Source organism: Ruegeria sp. C9, from assembly GCF_056537585.1.
Genome location: NZ_JBQFRU010000002.1, coordinates 241378 through 257462, shown reverse-complemented (window position 1 = coordinate 257462; position 16085 = coordinate 241378). Strand labels below are relative to the sequence as shown.

The 16085-nt window shown below is 56.6% G+C and carries 16 protein-coding genes; 8 read left to right on the top strand and 8 right to left on the bottom strand.

What is annotated here, in order from left to right; all coding sequences use genetic code 11:
- The first annotated feature begins 157 nt into the window (after positions 1 to 157).
- On the top strand, positions 158 to 1705 hold the full coding sequence (locus ACR0NE_RS05455; RefSeq protein WP_170595589.1) for a helicase HerA-like domain-containing protein: 1548 nt from the start codon (positions 158 to 160) through the stop codon (positions 1703 to 1705).
- A gap of 45 nt (positions 1706 to 1750) precedes the next feature.
- Here ACR0NE_RS05455 and ACR0NE_RS05450 read toward each other — a convergent pair whose 3' ends face one another.
- The 6 genes from ACR0NE_RS05450 to ACR0NE_RS05425 form a co-directional block, all read right to left on the bottom strand.
- On the bottom strand, positions 1751 to 1963 hold the full coding sequence (locus ACR0NE_RS05450; protein ID WP_480438555.1) for a hypothetical protein: 213 nt from the start codon (positions 1961 to 1963) through the stop codon (positions 1751 to 1753).
- Between the two features lie 227 nt (positions 1964 to 2190).
- Positions 2191 to 3504 carry a branched-chain amino acid ABC transporter permease gene (locus tag ACR0NE_RS05445; protein WP_170509854.1) on the bottom strand — a complete coding sequence of 438 codons (1314 nt, stop codon included), beginning with the start codon at positions 3502 to 3504 and terminating at the stop codon, positions 2191 to 2193.
- On the bottom strand, positions 3501 to 4511 hold the full coding sequence (locus ACR0NE_RS05440) for a branched-chain amino acid ABC transporter permease (RefSeq protein WP_170393049.1): 1011 nt from the start codon (positions 4509 to 4511) through the stop codon (positions 3501 to 3503). Before ACR0NE_RS05440 ends, ACR0NE_RS05445 begins: the two co-directional genes overlap by 4 nt.
- 85 nt (positions 4512 to 4596) lie before the next feature.
- Entirely contained in the window at positions 4597 to 5427 is an 831-nt protein-coding gene (locus tag ACR0NE_RS05435) for an ABC transporter ATP-binding protein (protein ID WP_170393050.1), read from the bottom strand.
- Positions 5424 to 6212: an ABC transporter ATP-binding protein gene (locus ACR0NE_RS05430; RefSeq protein WP_170595591.1), complete on the bottom strand. Its 789-nt coding sequence runs from the start codon at positions 6210 to 6212 to the stop codon at positions 5424 to 5426. Before ACR0NE_RS05430 ends, ACR0NE_RS05435 begins: the two co-directional genes overlap by 4 nt.
- 125 nt (positions 6213 to 6337) lie before the next feature.
- The gene (locus ACR0NE_RS05425) at positions 6338 to 7519 is read right to left on the bottom strand and encodes an ABC transporter substrate-binding protein (RefSeq protein WP_170393052.1); all 1182 of its coding nucleotides are present in this window, start codon (positions 7517 to 7519) and stop codon (positions 6338 to 6340) included.
- A 170-nt stretch (positions 7520 to 7689) separates the two neighbouring features.
- Here ACR0NE_RS05425 and ACR0NE_RS05420 point away from each other — a divergent pair, with 170 nt between their 5' ends.
- Positions 7690 to 8784, top strand: coding sequence for a PQQ-dependent sugar dehydrogenase (locus ACR0NE_RS05420; protein WP_170405812.1), 1095 nt, complete (start codon positions 7690 to 7692; stop codon positions 8782 to 8784).
- 88 nt (positions 8785 to 8872) lie between these two features.
- A complete protein-coding gene (locus ACR0NE_RS05415; RefSeq protein WP_170562711.1) occupies positions 8873 to 9400 on the top strand; it encodes a GNAT family N-acetyltransferase in 528 nt (175 codons plus the stop codon).
- A 20-nt stretch (positions 9401 to 9420) separates the two neighbouring features.
- Here ACR0NE_RS05415 and ACR0NE_RS05410 read toward each other — a convergent pair whose 3' ends face one another.
- Complete coding sequence (locus tag ACR0NE_RS05410) at positions 9421 to 10425, bottom strand: GlxA family transcriptional regulator (RefSeq protein ID WP_170393055.1); 1005 nt, start codon at positions 10423 to 10425, stop codon at positions 9421 to 9423.
- A gap of 169 nt (positions 10426 to 10594) precedes the next feature.
- Between ACR0NE_RS05410 and ACR0NE_RS05405 the strand changes: the two genes are divergently transcribed.
- Complete coding sequence (locus tag ACR0NE_RS05405; protein ID WP_170595593.1) at positions 10595 to 11965, top strand: class II 3-deoxy-7-phosphoheptulonate synthase; 1371 nt, start codon at positions 10595 to 10597, stop codon at positions 11963 to 11965.
- A 55-nt stretch (positions 11966 to 12020) separates the two neighbouring features.
- Here ACR0NE_RS05405 and ACR0NE_RS05400 read toward each other — a convergent pair whose 3' ends face one another.
- The gene (locus tag ACR0NE_RS05400; RefSeq protein ID WP_170595595.1) at positions 12021 to 12692 is read right to left on the bottom strand and encodes a PAS domain-containing protein; all 672 of its coding nucleotides are present in this window, start codon (positions 12690 to 12692) and stop codon (positions 12021 to 12023) included.
- Between the two features lie 232 nt (positions 12693 to 12924).
- On the opposite strand from ACR0NE_RS05400, the gene ACR0NE_RS05395 reads away from it, so the two are divergent.
- From ACR0NE_RS05395 to ACR0NE_RS05380, 4 genes are read left to right on the top strand one after another with little or no spacing between them, the layout of a single operon-like run.
- Positions 12925 to 13815: a YicC/YloC family endoribonuclease gene (locus ACR0NE_RS05395; RefSeq protein ID WP_170595597.1), complete on the top strand. Its 891-nt coding sequence runs from the start codon at positions 12925 to 12927 to the stop codon at positions 13813 to 13815.
- Between the two features lie 15 nt (positions 13816 to 13830).
- Positions 13831 to 14472, top strand: a complete 642-nt coding sequence (gmk, locus tag ACR0NE_RS05390) for a guanylate kinase (protein WP_170595599.1) — start codon at positions 13831 to 13833, stop codon at positions 14470 to 14472.
- Entirely contained in the window at positions 14469 to 14990 is a 522-nt protein-coding gene (locus tag ACR0NE_RS05385; RefSeq protein WP_170595601.1) for a gamma carbonic anhydrase family protein, read from the top strand. The genes gmk and ACR0NE_RS05385 overlap by 4 nt, the downstream gene beginning before the upstream one ends.
- A 6-nt stretch (positions 14991 to 14996) precedes the next feature.
- Positions 14997 to 16028: an ATP-binding protein gene (locus ACR0NE_RS05380; protein WP_170595603.1), complete on the top strand. Its 1032-nt coding sequence runs from the start codon at positions 14997 to 14999 to the stop codon at positions 16026 to 16028.
- Positions 16029 to 16085: the final 57 nt, after the last annotated feature.

Sequence of the window (16085 nt, the reverse complement as noted above, 5' to 3'; positions counted from 1 at the left end):
AGAAATTAAAAAAAAAGCCGTGCCCAAAGGCACGGCCAGTCGACAGGGAGGAAGTTTGCCCCCGCAGCCAGGCCACGAGAAGCAACATTTACTCTCGCAGCGAAAGGTTAACTTTGTATGCTTGCAGCAGATCGGTAGAATTCGGGACAGATTTTCAATGGACAACAAGATCTTCGTAGGCGGTGGTGGCGACAGCTATTCAGTGGCACAGGGGCTGTCGCTGAAATATGCGAACCGCCATGGCCTGATTGCTGGTGCGACCGGTACGGGCAAAACGGTTACGCTGCAAATTCTGGCTGAAGGCTTCTCACAGGCAGGGGTTCCAGTGTTTCTGGCCGATGTGAAAGGTGACTTGTCGGGGCTGGCGCTGCCTGGAAGCGAAACCCACAAATTACACCAGGCTTTTTTGGATCGGGCCGCGAAGATCGGGTTCGGCACATTCTCTTACGCCGCGTGTCCAGTCACGTTCTGGGATCTGTTTGGCGAGCAGGGGCATCCGGTCCGAACCACAGTGACAGAGATGGGCCCACTGCTACTATCGCGACTGATGGAGCTGAGCGAGGCGCAGGAAGGCATTCTGAACATCGCCTTTCGGGTCGCAGACGAAGAAGGCATGCCGCTGCTTGACCTGAAAGACCTGCAGGCATTGCTGGTCTGGATAGGCGAGAAACGTGCCCAACTATCGCTGCGCTATGGCAATGTCTCGACATCTTCGATCGGTGCTATTCAACGCCGCTTGCTGGTTCTGGAAAATCAGGGCGGTACCAATCTGTTTGGCGAGCCTGCGTTGGACCTGGCCGACCTGATGCGGACAGATGCGAACGGGCAAGGGATGGTGAACATTCTGGCCTCTGACAAGCTGATGGGCTCTCCGCGTCTGTACGCGACTTTCCTGTTGTGGCTGCTTAGCGAATTGTTTGAAGAACTGCCCGAAGTGGGGGACCCTGAAAAACCGAAACTGGTGTTCTTCTTTGATGAAGCGCACTTGCTGTTCGAGGACGCCCCCAAAGTGCTGGTGGACAAGGTCGAGCAGGTGGCGCGCCTGATCCGATCAAAGGGCGTTGGCGTTTATTTCATCTCGCAGAATCCGGCGGACATCCCGGAAGATATTCTGGGTCAGCTGGGCAACCGGGTCCAACATGCGCTGCGGGCCTTCACAGCGCGCGACCGCAAGAATCTGCGACTTGCTGCTGAGACCTATCGTGAAAACCCAGCTTTCGATACTGAGACCGCAATCCGAGAGGTGGGCGTGGGCGAGGCCGTGACGTCGATGCTGCAAAAGAAGGGTGTACCGGGCGTGGTCGAGCGCACTTTGATCCGGCCACCGGGCTCCCAACTTGGTCCGATTACCAAAGCTGAGCGTCAGTCGGTGATCAAAGCTTCGCCGATGGATGCAAAATACGGCAAGCGTATCGACCGCAAATCGGCGTTTGAGATTCTGCAGGCGCGCGCGGATGCCGCTGCGAATGCGGCGGAACAGGCGGAATCCGACGAAGTTCTGGAACAGCAGAGCCCGGCAGAACGCGAATACGCCTCGGCCCGAAGGTATTCGGGCAACCGCGTTGGGCGATCGTCATCTCGTCTTTCGCGCAAAAAGGATACCTTCGCCACGGCCATGAGCGAGGCCGTGATCAAAGAGCTGAAAGGAACAACTGGCCGCCGCATCGTCAGGGGCATACTGGGCGGCTTGTTCCGCAATCGATAGAATCCGGAGCGCAGCGCGCGCCGAACCAGTCGCGCGCCCATATTGTTATCGATTAAGCCGGCGCAGGCCTTCCTGTCTGCAATAATTATCCGCCTCGGGCACCGACATTTTGGTGGCCGGAAAATCGATTGCGCGGTCCCAGGTGACGCGGTCCTGGCGGTAAAGCTGACAGGTCACAACTCCTTTGGGCGTCTGGACCTTGACCGGGGTGGTCTCCAACTGTTCGGGTGAGGGAATACACGCTGATAGCGTTGCCATCAGCGGGATCCCGATTGCGAAAACTCTGAGTGGTTTAATCATTGCGACTACGGTGCTCTCATCTTGGTTAACTGTCAGATCGTTACAACTCCGCACCAAACAAACATGGTATGGGGCACAGCGCGATGTGGTGGATCACGATACACCGATTTAGAGCGTTCTGACTCGCCGCACAATAAAACGCACCGATTAACGGTGCGTTAGGGGAATTTCGCAAGAAATTTTGCTTATTTCTCGGGGATCAGCCCTCTTGGACTGAATCTGAGAACAATCAAAAGAATCAGCCCCATGGTGAACAGGCGCATATGTGCGGCGCTATCTATCAGATGCGTCTTAAGTGCGCTGCCGTCAGGCATGCCTGAGGTTATCAGGTTCATCAGCCACAGGCCCATGGGTTCAACCTGAACCCACAGGAACCAGATCAGGAACGCTCCCAGTACGGCTCCGAAATTGTTGCCCGACCCGCCGACGATCACCATGACCCAGACAAGGAAGGTAAAGCGAAGCGGGTTGTAAGTGCCCGGCGTCAGCTGCCCGTCCAAAGTGGTCATCATCGCACCGGCGATGCCGCAGATGGCTGAGCCCAGAACAAAGATCTGTAGATGGCGGCGGGTGACATCCTTGCCCATCGCCTCGGCGGCAACCTCGTTGTCGCGGATGGCGCGCATCATGCGGCCCCAAGGGCTTTTCAACGCCATCTGAGCCATCCACAGCAGCACCAGTAGCACGATCAGGAACAGCAAAGAGTAGCCCAGCTTGACGGAAAGCGTCGAGGCAGTAACCGGATCCAGCCCGAACCACTCGGCCCTTGCAAGGAAAGTTGGGTCTTGCTGCAATTCAACTTCGTAGCCAACCACCGGTGAGGGGCGTGGAATGCCGTAGACGTTCTTGACCCCACGTGCCAGCCAGTCCTCGTTTTTCATGACGGCGATGATGATCTCGGCGATACCAAGTGTGGCAATTGCCAAATAGTCCGAGCGCAGGCCCAGCGCCGTTTTTCCGATCAGCCATGCTGCGCCCGCCGCCAAAAGTCCCCCGGCAGGCCAAGCGAATAGGACAGGAAGGTTCAAACCGCCGATATTACCTGCGACAGCAGGATCAATCGCTTCGATCGCAGCTACGTTGGGATCAAAAATTGCGCGGTAAACAAAAAAACCTACGACCAGAATACCGATGATTGCAAAGGTTTGTGGGCGTCCCTTGGGCATTTTTTGGGCCACCATCACAGCTGCAACCACGGTTGCCGCGCCCATCAAAAGCGACAGGATGACGCCATACCCGCCACCAGACCAGGCGCCGGGGGTTGGGGGTGTCGAGACCAGCACAACCGCCAGCCCGCCCAGCGCGACAAAGCCCATGACACCAACGTTGAAGAGGCCAGCAAAGCCCCATTGCAGATTCACGCCAATCGACATGATGGCCGAGATCAAGCCCATGTTCAGGATCAGGATTGCGGCGTTCCAGCTTTGGGTGAATCCGGTCAACAGGATGAGTGCGCCGACGACCACAAAAAGCAGCGTGTTTTTGACGGGCTCGCTCATATCACTTTTCCTTTGAACAAGCCGGTTGGCTTAAACAGAAGTACGATCAGCAAAATGGCAAAGCTGACAGCGAATTTGTAATCGGTGGACAGGAACTGCACCAAACCTGACGGCTCCAGATTTTCAGGTGCCAGATAGGTGAGCACTTTCTTCCACGCGTAGGTGATCGTCACCTCAGAAAACGCGATGATGAAACCGCCTGCGATGGCTCCCAGAGGGTTTCCGAGGCCACCCACGATAGCCGAGGCAAAGATCGGCAGCAAAAGCTGGAAATAGACAAATGGCTTGAAGCTTTTGTCGAGGCCGTAAAGCACGCCCGCAGTGGTCGCCAGCGCGGCAACGATGATCCATGTGATCATCACCACGCGCTCGGGGTTGATACCGGACAGCAACGCAAGATCCTCATTGTCAGAATAGGCCCGCATTGATTTGCCGGTGCGCGTTTTGTTCAGGAACCAGAACAACAGCGCCACGGCGACAACCGCCACGATCACCGTGATGCCCTGGGAGGTCTTGATAGCCAGCCCTTCACGCAGCCCAGTCATCGCCTTGAAATCTCGCGCCGAGACGATGAAACGCGCTCCGTCCGAGAACCTTTGGTCATCCGGACCGATGATGAAACGAACCAGCCCGTTCATGATGAACATCACGCCCATCGAGACGATCACCAGAATGACCGGTTTGGCCTTCTGTTCCCGATAGAACCGATAGACCAACCGGTCGGTGATCAGCACCAGAACGATACAGCCCAGAATGGCAAAGGGCAGGGCCAGCAGAGCGGTCGGTAACGGCCCGAAGCTGACCCCAGCGGCCTGCAGACCCCATGTGACCAGCACGGCGATCATCGCGCCAAAGGCCATCGTATCGCCATGGGCAAAGTTCGAAAACCGCAGGATGCCGTAGATCAGCGTCACCCCCAAAGCGCCCAGCGCCAACTGGCTGCCATAGGCGATTGCGGGAACAAGAACGAAGTTGGAGAGCGCCACAAGGGCGTTGAGGAAGTCCATTAGTTCGTTACCTCATTTTCCAAGTTCGTACGTCTTTTCGACCTGATTTCAGAGTGATCAAACACGAGAGTAGCTGTCACTGGCGTCATCCCCCCAAGAAACTCTTGCGAACTTCTGGATCGGCCAACAGCTCCTTGCCTGTCCCGGTATAGGCATTGCGACCCTGGACCAGTACATATCCCTTGTCCGCAATCTCCAGCGCTTGACGGGCATTCTGTTCGACCATAAGGATCGGCAGGCCGGTGCGCGAAACTTCGATGATCCGGTCGAACAGCTCATCCATCACGATTGGTGAGACACCGGCGGTGGGTTCGTCCAGCATCAACACCTTGGGCTGAGTCATCAGCGCACGGCCCACAGCGACCTGTTGGCGCTGGCCGCCCGACAGCTCTCCGGCGGCCTGGTTGCGCTTGTCGCGCAGGATGGGGAAGAGGTCATAGACCTGTTCCATTGTCTGGCTGATGTCGTCGCGCCGGATGAAGGCACCCATCTCAAGGTTCTCTTCCACTGTCATCGACGTAAAAATGTTCGAGGTCTGCGGGACAAAGCCCATGCCGCGTACCACGCGGTCTTGCGGGCTGAGATTGGTGATATCTTCGCCATCCAGCCGCACAGACCCTTGGCGTACGTCCAGCATGCCAAACACAGCTTTCATTGCGGTGGATTTGCCCGCGCCGTTGGGGCCGACGATCACCGCGATCTCGCCCTTATCAACGGCGATGGTGCAGTCATGCAGGATGTCTGGCCCTTTGCCATAGCCACCAGTCATAGTGTCGCCAATCAGGAAAGGACCGCCCTCGACCCGATGCGTTTCACCGCTTTTGCGATGCGCTGGAGTCATGGTGCCGACACCATGCGTATTGGTGATCGAGGCGTCCTTGTTGCCCTTATCGTCCTGGTAGGGGTTGTCGCTCATGCGCCCGCCTCCAGCTTGTCTTTGTTCTTAAGGCCGGTGCCTAGGTAAGCTTCGATCACGTGCTCATTGGCCTTGATCTCGTCCAGAGTACCTTCGGCAAGCACCTTGCCCTCGGCCATGCATATGACCGGGTCGCAAATCCTGCCAATGAAATCCATGTCGTGCTCGATAACGACGAAGGTATAGCCGCGTTCCTTGTTCAGGCGCAGGATCGTGTCGGCGATGGTCATCAGGAGGGTGCGGTTCACACCAGCGCCGACCTCGTCCAAAAACACGATCTTGGCATCGACCATCATGGTTCGGCCAAGTTCCAGCAACTTCTTCTGACCGCCCGAGACCTGACCGGCCTTGTGATCGGCGAGATGTTCGATTGTCAGGAACTCCAGCACCTCATCGGCTTTCGCCCTAAGTGCGCGTTCCTCATCCGCGATACGCTTACGCCCGAACCATGTGTTCCACAGCGATTCCCCGGATTGTGCGCCGGGCACCATCATCAGGTTTTCACGGCAACTCATCGACGAAAACTCATGCGCGATCTGGAAGGTGCGCAGCAGGCCCTTATGAAACAGCTCGTGCGGGGGCAGGCCAGTGATATCCTCACCGTCCATGTGTACCTTACCGCTGGTCGGTGGAAGTACGCCCGCGATCACGTTGAATAGCGTGGTTTTTCCGGCCCCGTTCGGTCCGATCAGACCGGTGATCGAGCCCTTTTGGATTTCCAGCGATGCCCCGTCCACCGCATGAAACCCGCCGAAATGCTTGTGCACGTCATCGACGACGATCATCTTTTCCCCTAGCCGCCGTTTTCGGCGTTTTTACCATCCCCGTTAACCGGAGTGCGGCCTTTTTTCATTGAAACAGCCCGGACACAAGGGCCGGGCTGCTTGTTTTTATGACTTTTAACCTTGGATCAACGGAAGTTGACGGTCTTGTTTTCGCCGTCGGTCACCTCGATCTCGCGATAGGAACCTGCGCTTTCACCAGGGCCGATCAGTTCAACGCCCGATGCGCCGACATAATCGATGTCCTGACCGGCAGCCAACAGCTCCAGACCTTTAGCCAGTTCTCCGGGGAAGATTTGCTCACCCGGAGCGTTGGCGACATCCATGATTTTCGCGCCGTATTCAGCGGGGTTGGTCGAACCTGCGGCCTGCATCGCCAGCATGAACAGCGCGGCGGCGTCATAGCTTTCCGGCGAGTAGGGCGACGAACCGTCAAAGCCCGCAGCTTCAGCCATGGCAAAGTACTTCTCGGCACCTTCACCGCCCGAGCCAGCGATCTGACCGAACGAGCCGTTCAGGTCGGGACCAACGTTTGCCGGCAGTGAGTCACCGATCATGCCGCCCGGCAGACCGAACGTGTCAAACGCTCCGCTGTCCAGAGCCGACTGGATGATGCCCAAACCACCTTGGTCCAGATATCCTGCGACCACGAGAATATCGCCACCGGCCGAGGCCAGCGCGCCAACTTCGGCCGAATAGTCGGCCTTGCCGTCTTCGTGCGCGGCAACGATGGTGACTTCGCCACCCGAAGCCTCGAACGAGGACTGGATTGCGTCCGCCAGACCCTTGCCATAGTCGTTGTTGGTGTATGTCAGAGCAATCGAGCTGATGCCACGGTCATTCAGGATGTCTGCCATTACTTGACCTTCACGCGCATCCGACGGCGCGGTGCGGAAGAACAGGCCGTTGTCTTCCATGGTCGACAGACCCGGAGACGTGGCCGACGGCGAGATCATGACCATGCCGTTCGGGATCGCGACGTTCTGCAGGATTGCGCCAGTGACGCCCGAGCAGTCGCCGCCGATGATACCGGCAACGCCATCGGCAATCATACGTTCGCCGTTCGAGGTGGCCAGACCATTGTCGATACAGCCGGTATCGGCGCGGGTTCCGGTCACGCTTGCGCCGTCCAGCAGTTTGCCGGATTCGGTGACCTCGGCCATCGCCATTTCAGCGCCCGAACCCATGGCCGGGGCCAGCGATTCAATCGGGCCTGTAAAGCCGAACAGCACGCCCAGCTTCACGTCCTCGGCCATAGCGGTACCCGCCAGCAGAGCGGTTGCTGCAGTAGCGGTAAGCAGCTTTTTCATTAGGTTACTCCCTATTTATCGTTTGAACGTCGTCGTTCTGGGCATGACCCTAGGCAAGCTGTCCGAAAAAGAAAAGTCCTAACAAAAAAGTGCTTTTGAAAGCAGCAATCCTATCTGTTTTGTTAGGCTAGGTCAGTTTGTTGCGGTGCACCACTAGGGATTGGGTCGATATGATCAGAACTTTTGCGATTCTCATTCTGTCGTGCTGGTCGATTGCAGGCTGGTCCGATGTCATCAACACAACCGGCGGGCCGGTTCAGGTTACTCAGGTGGTTAGAGGCCTTGATACACCTTGGGCGATTGGCATTCTTCCGGATGGCAGCTTTGTTGTCACTGAGCGAGATGGCGAGCTTTTGTACGTTGCCGGAGGTGAGGCGAAGCGCATCAAGGGTCTGCCAAAAGTGGTCGCGAACGGGCAGGGCGGTTTGCTAGATGTCACCATCGCGCGTGACTTTAATCAGACCCGCGAGCTTTTTCTGACTTTCTCCAAATCGCAACGAGGCGGTGCAGGCACCGCTGTCGCTGTCGCTCGTTTATCGGAAAACAGGGAACGTCTGACCAATCTGCGCGTGATATTCGAGGCCTCTCCCGGTGGCTCAGGCGGGCGCCACTTTGGTTCTCGCGTCGTTGAAGCGAATGATGGCACGTTGTTCGTCACTATCGGTGACCGAGGTGATCGCCCGGCTGCGCAGGATCGAACGAACCACATGGGTACGGTCATTCGGATCAACCGTGATGGTTCAGTTCCCAGTGATAACCCGTTTGTGGGCAATCCCGGTGTCCGCCCCGAGATCTGGTCGTTTGGTCACAGAAACCCTCAGGGTGCCAATTTGGATCTGCAGGGCCGGCTTTGGGTTTCGGAACACGGGGCAAAAGGCGGGGATGAGGTTAATCTGATCAGACCCGGTGCCAATTATGGCTGGCCAGTGATTTCATATGGCGTTCATTATTCGGGTCAGAAGATCGGTGAAGGCACGTCGAAGCAAGGAATGGAACAGCCCGAGCACTATTGGGATCCTTCCATCGCACCCTCTGGCTTGATGGTCTATTCCGGTAAACTTTGGCCGGAATGGAAGGGGAATCTGTTCGTTGGCTCTTTGAAATTCGACTACATTGCACGTTTGGCGGGCGATCCACTGCGTGAGGTTGAGCAGATCGAAGGCCCCGAGACCGAACGTGTTCGCGACATCGCCGAAGCACCAGATGGGTCGATCTGGTTCATTTCCGTTGGGCAAGGCGCGGTTTACCGAATGACGCCCCTCTGACGGTATTAAACGGGGTTAGGGCGTTTGCTTCTATGCCATTCGGTCACGGTGTATCTGTTCCGGGCTTCAGGGTGATCAGGAGATTTGAATGAGTGATTTTGTAATCGAGCTTTGTGAAACAATGCCGCCAAAGCGCGAATTGAATACGATTCTGGCACAGTATTACGCGCTTATCGTGCAACGAATGCAGGATATGGGCTTTGAGATTGATCCAGCGGCCCCCGAAAGCGCATTGGCGGAGTTTTGGGCGCATACAGAGGATTACCTACCCCCGAATGGATGTCTTGTGGTGGCGCGAAACGATGCCGGAGATATCATTGGATGTGGGATGCTGAAACGATTTGATCACCAAACCGGTGAACTTAAGCGGGTTTTTGTGACCGAGGAGGCACGGGGGACCGGTGCCGGGCGTGCCTTGATCGAAGCCCGGGAACAGGCCGCGCGTGATATGGGTTTGAAACGCCTCATCGCCGATACGCTTACACCGAATGTCGAAATGCGCGACCTGTACCCCAAACTTGGTTTTGTTGAACTGGACTCACCAATCGAAACCACGACCTATCTGGATCAACCGATGTTACGGCCGCACCTGCACTACTTTGCGAAAGATTTGTAAGGTTTCCCTGCGGCTTTGGATTAAACAGACAACCGACCGCTCTGTGCACCGCGTTCGCGATAAGGCGTGGTGTTGTAATGCGCCCGGTAGCATTTAGAGAAATGCGACGGGCTGGCAAAGCCGCAAGCCAGCGCCACATTGATGACGCTCATATCGGTCTGCATCAGCAAGTTCCGCGCTTTATGTAGGCGCAACTCCATATAGTAGCGCTTGGGCGAGCGGCTTAGATAGCGGCGGAACAGACGTTCTAGCTGGCGCGTCGACATGCCTACGTCCTTGGCAAGAATAGAAGGCGAGATTGGCTCTTCTATGTTCTTTTCCATCATCAGGATAACCTGACTGAGCTTGGGGTGGCGCACGCCGATCCGTGTAGGTGTCGACAAACGTTGCGTGTCCTGATCCGTACGTATCGAAGAATAGATCATCTGATCAGCGACCGCGTTGGCCAGATCTTCTCCGTAATCTTCGGCAATCAGCTTGAGCATCAGGTCAATCGAGGATGTGCCGCCGGCAGTTGTCATTCGGTTGCCATCAACCAAAAACACCGACTTGGTCAGCTCTACTGTGTCGAATTCTTCGGCAAAACTGTCTGAGTTTTCCCAATGGATCGTTGCGCGCTTGCCTTCCAGCAAACCGGCTTTGGCCAGCGTATAGGCCGCGGTGCAAAGACCGCCGATTTTCAACCCTTTACGCGCTTCGCGGCGTACCCAGTTCAGGATTCGTTTGGTGGTTGCCGCTTGTACATCGACCCCCCCGCAGATCAGGACGACGTCGTCACGCTGCAATTCGGTTAGATCAGAATCAAGATTGAAAGAAGTTCCGGCTGAACAAGTCACTGTTTCACCGCCTTCGCCCGTCAAGGTCCAGGTATAAAGCTCTCGGTTGGCCATTCGATTGGCGATCCGCAGACTGTCCAAAGCCGAAGCGAATGACAGAAGGGAAAACTTGTCCAAGAGCACAAATACAAAGTTATGCGGCTTGCCTGTGCTATGATCCACAGTGACAACTTGGCGTTGCTCTTGCATGGCGAACTGTCCTTGATTCGGCGCGCACCGGGATTTCCACGGTGGCGGATATGCCAGTCACCATGCTCAAAGCTTGATTATGGCGTCAAGAGGCGCAAAAGGGATATGGCCTCTCATTCATGCATTTTGTATAGAGGCCACCTGAAATACTTCAGCGGAGATAAAAGCTATGACTGAATGGCAAAAAACGAACTGGCGCAACAAGCCCCGGGTTCAGATGCCAGACTATACCGACGCGGCCGCGCTGGCCAAAGTCGAGGCGCAGCTTTCGCAGTATCCCCCGCTGGTTTTTGCGGGTGAAGCGCGACGGCTGAAGCAGCATCTGGGAGCCGCGGGCCGTGGCGAAGCGTTCCTGTTGCAAGGCGGGGATTGCGCTGAAAGCTTTGAGCAGTTCAGCGCGGATGCGATCCGTGACACGTTCAAGGTGATGCTGCAGATGGCAATGGTGCTAACTTACGGCGCCAAGGTTCCCGTGGTTAAAGTTGGCCGCATGGCGGGCCAGTTTGCAAAACCGCGCAGTGCGCCAACCGAGGTTGTGGACGGTGTGGAGCTGCCCAGCTACCGCGGCGACATCATCAATGAGCTGGCCTTTACACCCGAGGCACGCATTCCGAATCCCGACAAGATGCTTCAGGCCTATACACAGGCGGCGGCTACACTGAACCTGCTGCGGGCGTTCTCGACCGGTGGTTTTGCGGATATGAGCCACGTGCATTCGTGGACGCTGGGTTTTGCTGACGGGCAAGACGTTCAGAAATACTCTGAGATCGCCGACCGCATTCAGGATTCGATTGACTTCATGGGGGCTGCAGGCATCACCGCCGACACCACCCACGAATTCTCATCGGTGGAGTTTTATACCAGCCACGAGAGCCTGTTGCTTGAGTACGAAGAGGCGTTGACCCGTCTGGATTCGACCTCGGGCAATTGGTTGGCCGGTTCTGGGCACATGATCTGGATCGGCGATCGGACCCGTCAGCCCGACGGCGCGCATGTCGAGTTCTGCCGGGGTGTTCTGAACCCGATTGGTCTGAAATGTGGCCCGACAACTAGTGCCGAAGACCTCAAGGTTCTGATGTCCAAGTTGAATCCCGAAAACGAAGAGGGGCGTCTGACTCTGATCGCGCGCTTTGGTGCAGGTAAAGCGGGTGAGCATCTGCCGCGTCTGGTCAAAGCCGTGAAGGAAGAGGGCGTACAGGTTACTTGGGTCTGCGATCCGATGCATGGCAACACGATCAAATCCGCGACCGGCTACAAGACCCGGCCGTTTGATTCCGTGCTGCGCGAAGTACGCGATTTCTTTGGCGTACATCAGGCTGAAGGCACGATCCCCGGTGGTGTTCATTTCGAAATGACAGGGCTGGATGTCACCGAATGCACCGGAGGTGTGCGCGCGGTGACCGAAGAGGATCTTTCGGATCGCTATCACACAGCTTGCGACCCGCGCCTGAACGCCTCGCAGTCGCTGGAACTTGCATTCCTTGTCGCGGAAGAACTGACCAACCTACGTCGTGACCGCAGCAAGCGCGCTGCAAGCTGACTTCGAATACATCCTGAATTAGTAAGACGGCGGGCCTCATGCCCGCCGTTTTCATTTAGTCGTCACGTGATGATACCAACCTTAGGTGCGGTGCCCCTTTGAACGCGGTCTGGTCTTCAGCGAACCCCTCTGCTTGCTGTTGGATAGGCCTCGGAGGCTGTTGCAAATCAGAGATCGTGTTGACGCGGCGATCCGAGACGATGAAGCGACGCGGTGTCGCCCCGATGGTTCCGTCGCTGACCATAACCCCAAGAATGCGGCTGACGTCGCCCAGATCGCTTTTAAGCGGCAGCAGGATCATGCGGGCCTGAAGGCTGGTTCGTCCGAGCTTGCCTTTCGAAAGCAAGCCCAGTTCAGCAACTGCGGGGCCGGTGAGGACTTGGTCCAGAATGGATTTGACATCATCGCGGGCGCTCGGTTCGAAAAAAGCCGTTAGAGGCATACCGCGAACTTCCATGCCCGCCAGATTGTTCAGGTGACTTCCCGCCAGCCGAAACCGGGCCAAACCCGGCGCGATGCGTTCCAGTATGAATGTGTATTCGAGAATATTCTCCAGGCCGCGCGGATCGATCTGCGAGCGCATCGGAACGCCTTCACCTGTCAGCAAGGCGGTCCAATAGGCTTCGGCCTGACGGATGGGAGAAAGGCTTCGCCCGCTGTCAAATCGGTCCATTGCGATGATCTTTCCAAGTTCTGAGCCGGAACCAGTCCCGAAAAAGGTTTTCATTTCATCACCCTACCGTCAATCACTCGCGATTTTCCTAAAATGCCATCTAATGGGCAAAGCTGCGATCCGCCAGCTTTTCTGACTGTCAGATTGACACGGGTTAATACAATTTTGGAGCAATTCTTTAACGAATGGTTAACCTCTTGGCATTGATTGGGGAATGAGCAAGGTCTTGCCCCTTGCTGGTCAATGGCATTAGGTGCGACCAGTGAATTTGACGGAAAGGGCAGGCATGATCAAATCCATGACCGGTTTCGCCTCGGGCAAGGGGGCGTTTGGTCCCCATAGCTGGACTTGGGAATTGCGCAGCGTCAATGGCAAGGGGCTGGATTTACGTCTGCGGCTTCCCGATTGGTTGACAGGGTTAGAGGCCGCGCTGAGAGGCGATCTGTCGAAGCAGGTCAACCGAGGGAACATCACGCTGTCCCTTCGGATGGGACGGGAAGAATCCGCCGCGGATGTCCGGTTGAACACCCCAGCGATGGAAGCTGCGCTGGATGCACTGGCCCAGACCGAAGCGCTTGCAGGCGCGCGGGGCGTATTGTTGGCTCCGTCCAAAGCCAGTGATCTTCTTGCGTTGAAAGGGATGTTGGAAGCCGGAGCTGACGCGGATGATCCAGCCCAACTTGTCGAGCACCTGAAATCTGAGTTCGGTGGCTTGCTTGCTTCATTCATTGAGATGCGCGGTTCCGAAGGTGAAGCGCTGTCAGGCATTCTTGCGGGACAACTCGACCAAGTCGCAAAGCTGACGGATCAGGCCGCTGATCTGGCCGAGCGTCGCCGCGTGGAAATGGCGCAAAACATGCGCGAAAATCTGACGCGCGTTCTCGACAATACGCAAGGTGCGGACCCTGATCGCGTTGCACAAGAACTGGCCCTGATCGCGGTCAAGGCCGATATTACCGAAGAAATTGACCGGTTGAAGGCCCATGTCACTGCGGCGCGTTCCCTTTTAACGCAAGACGGCCCGGTTGGGCGTAAGCTGGATTTCCTGATGCAGGAGTTCAATCGTGAGGCCAATACGCTTTGCTCGAAATCGCAGAATGCCGAACTGACGGCGGTTGGGTTGGAGCTGAAAGCGGTCATCGATCAGATGCGCGAGCAAGTGCAGAACGTGGAATAAGGACGGGAACATCACATGGCGGATCGCCGCGGTCTATTAATCATTCTGTCCTCGCCTTCGGGTGCAGGTAAATCCACTCTGGCCCGCCGTTTGATGCGGTGGGATGTCGGTTTGGAATTCTCGATCTCGGCCACCACCCGCGCTCCGCGCCCGGGTGAGGAGCATGGCCGGGAGTACTACTTCCTATCCGAGGACGAGTTCAAACAGCAGGTGGCGGATGGGCAGATGCTGGAACACGCGCATGTGTTCGGCAACTTCTACGGCTCTCCTGCTGGACCGGTCCGCGAGTCCATCACACAGGGGCGCGATGTGCTTTTTGATGTCGATTGGCAGGGAGAAGTGCAGATCCGCAATTCGGATCTGGGCAAGCATGCGTTGTCGATTTTCATCCTCCCGCCCTCGATCCGCGAGCTTCGGCGCAGGCTGGAAGGGCGTGGGCAGGACAGCGAAGACGTGATCGCCAAGCGTATGTTGAAAAGCTGGGATGAGATCAGCCATTGGGGCTACTACGACTATGTTCTGATCAACGATGATTTGGATACCACCGAGGAAAGGCTAAAAACCATCGTCAGCGCAGAACGCATGCGTCGCATCCAACAGCCCAGCCTGCAGAACCACATCCGCTCGTTGCAGACCGAGTTCGAGGGCTTGTCATGACCATCTATGCTTTGGGCGATCACTCGCCGCAAATTCACGAAGACACCTGGGTAGCCCCCGACGCCAACTTGATCGGTAAAGTGGTCCTGGAACAAGGCGCTTCGGTCTGGTTCGGGTGCACCATCCGGGCCGATCACGAAGAAATCCGTGTGGGCGCAGGCAGCAATGTGCAGGAAAACTGCGTGATGCACATCGATGCGGGCTATCCGCTGACCATTGGGAAGAACTGCACAATTGGTCACAAGGTCATGCTGCATGGTTGCACGATCGGAGACAATACGCTGATCGGTATGGGGGCTATCGTTCTAAACGGGGCGAATATCGGAAAGAACTGTCTGATCGGGGCGGGGGCGCTGATCACCGAAGGCAAAGAAATCCCCGATAATTCGCTGGTTATGGGATCGCCCGGCAAAGTTGTGCGGCAGCTTGATGAGGCGGCGGCCCAGAAACTAACGCTGAGTGCGCTGCACTATCAGGACAACATGCGCAAGTTTCGCCAAACATTGCGTCCGGTCTAAACGCGCATGACGGATACCCTGCTTGCCGAATTGGTTTCAGCCATTCCGATGCCCGCGGTGCTGGTCGGTCAGACCGAGCGTATTGTCGCCGCAAATAGCGAGGCGCGGACGCTTTTGGGGCACGCAATCGAAGGCAGGCATTTTGCCACGATCCTGCGCCAGCCTCAGGTCATCGATGCCGTCGAACAATGCCTGCGCTCGAAGCAGCCCGGCAAAGCGCGGCATCTTTCCAATGATGGTGCTCAGGATACGACGTTTGAGGTGCAGTGCAGATTCGTCGGTGGGACCGAGGCGGTATTGGCGGTATTTCAAGATATCACGCATCTGGAACAGGCAGGTCAGATGCGGCGCGATTTTGTGGCCAATGTCAGCCATGAATTGCGCACGCCGCTAACGGCCTTGTTGGGGTTTATCGAAACATTGCGAGGCCCCGCCCGCGATGACACCGCCGCCCGCGACCGCTTTCTTCAGATCATGGCGGATGAGGCCAATCGGATGAACCGGCTTGTGGGGGATTTGCTGTCGCTGAATCGAGTGGAAAGTGAAGAACGGGTCAGACCCAAAGAGCCATTGGAACTGACAGGTCTGATTCAATCGACCTTAAACACTCTGCGACCGCTGGCGGATGATGCCAGTGTTGTTGTTTCGTTGGATGCCCCAAACGAGTCGATCGAGATGGTCGGAGACAGCGATCAGCTTCGTCAGGTGATAACCAATCTCGTTGAAAACGCGATCAAATACGGGGGCAGCGGTGGCAAGGTCGGTGTGGTCGTAACCCTGTCTGAGCGGGATACGGCGATGCGCGGTCCTGCGGTACGTATCAAGATCATTGATCAAGGGCCCGGTATTGATGCCAAACACCTGCCCAGGTTGACCGAACGGTTCTACCGCGCAGACAGTCACCGCTCGCGCGAGTTGGGCGGAACCGGACTGGGGCTTGCAATCGTGAAGCATATCGTCAATCGCCATCGGGGCAGGTTGCGGGTGGAAAGTGAGCCGGGGCAGGGCGCGACGTTTACGGTCATTCTACCACGCTGAGGTCGTGCCAAACGCAGGCTTTACTGGGGTGACGCTTCGTCAAGTTAAGAATTTCTG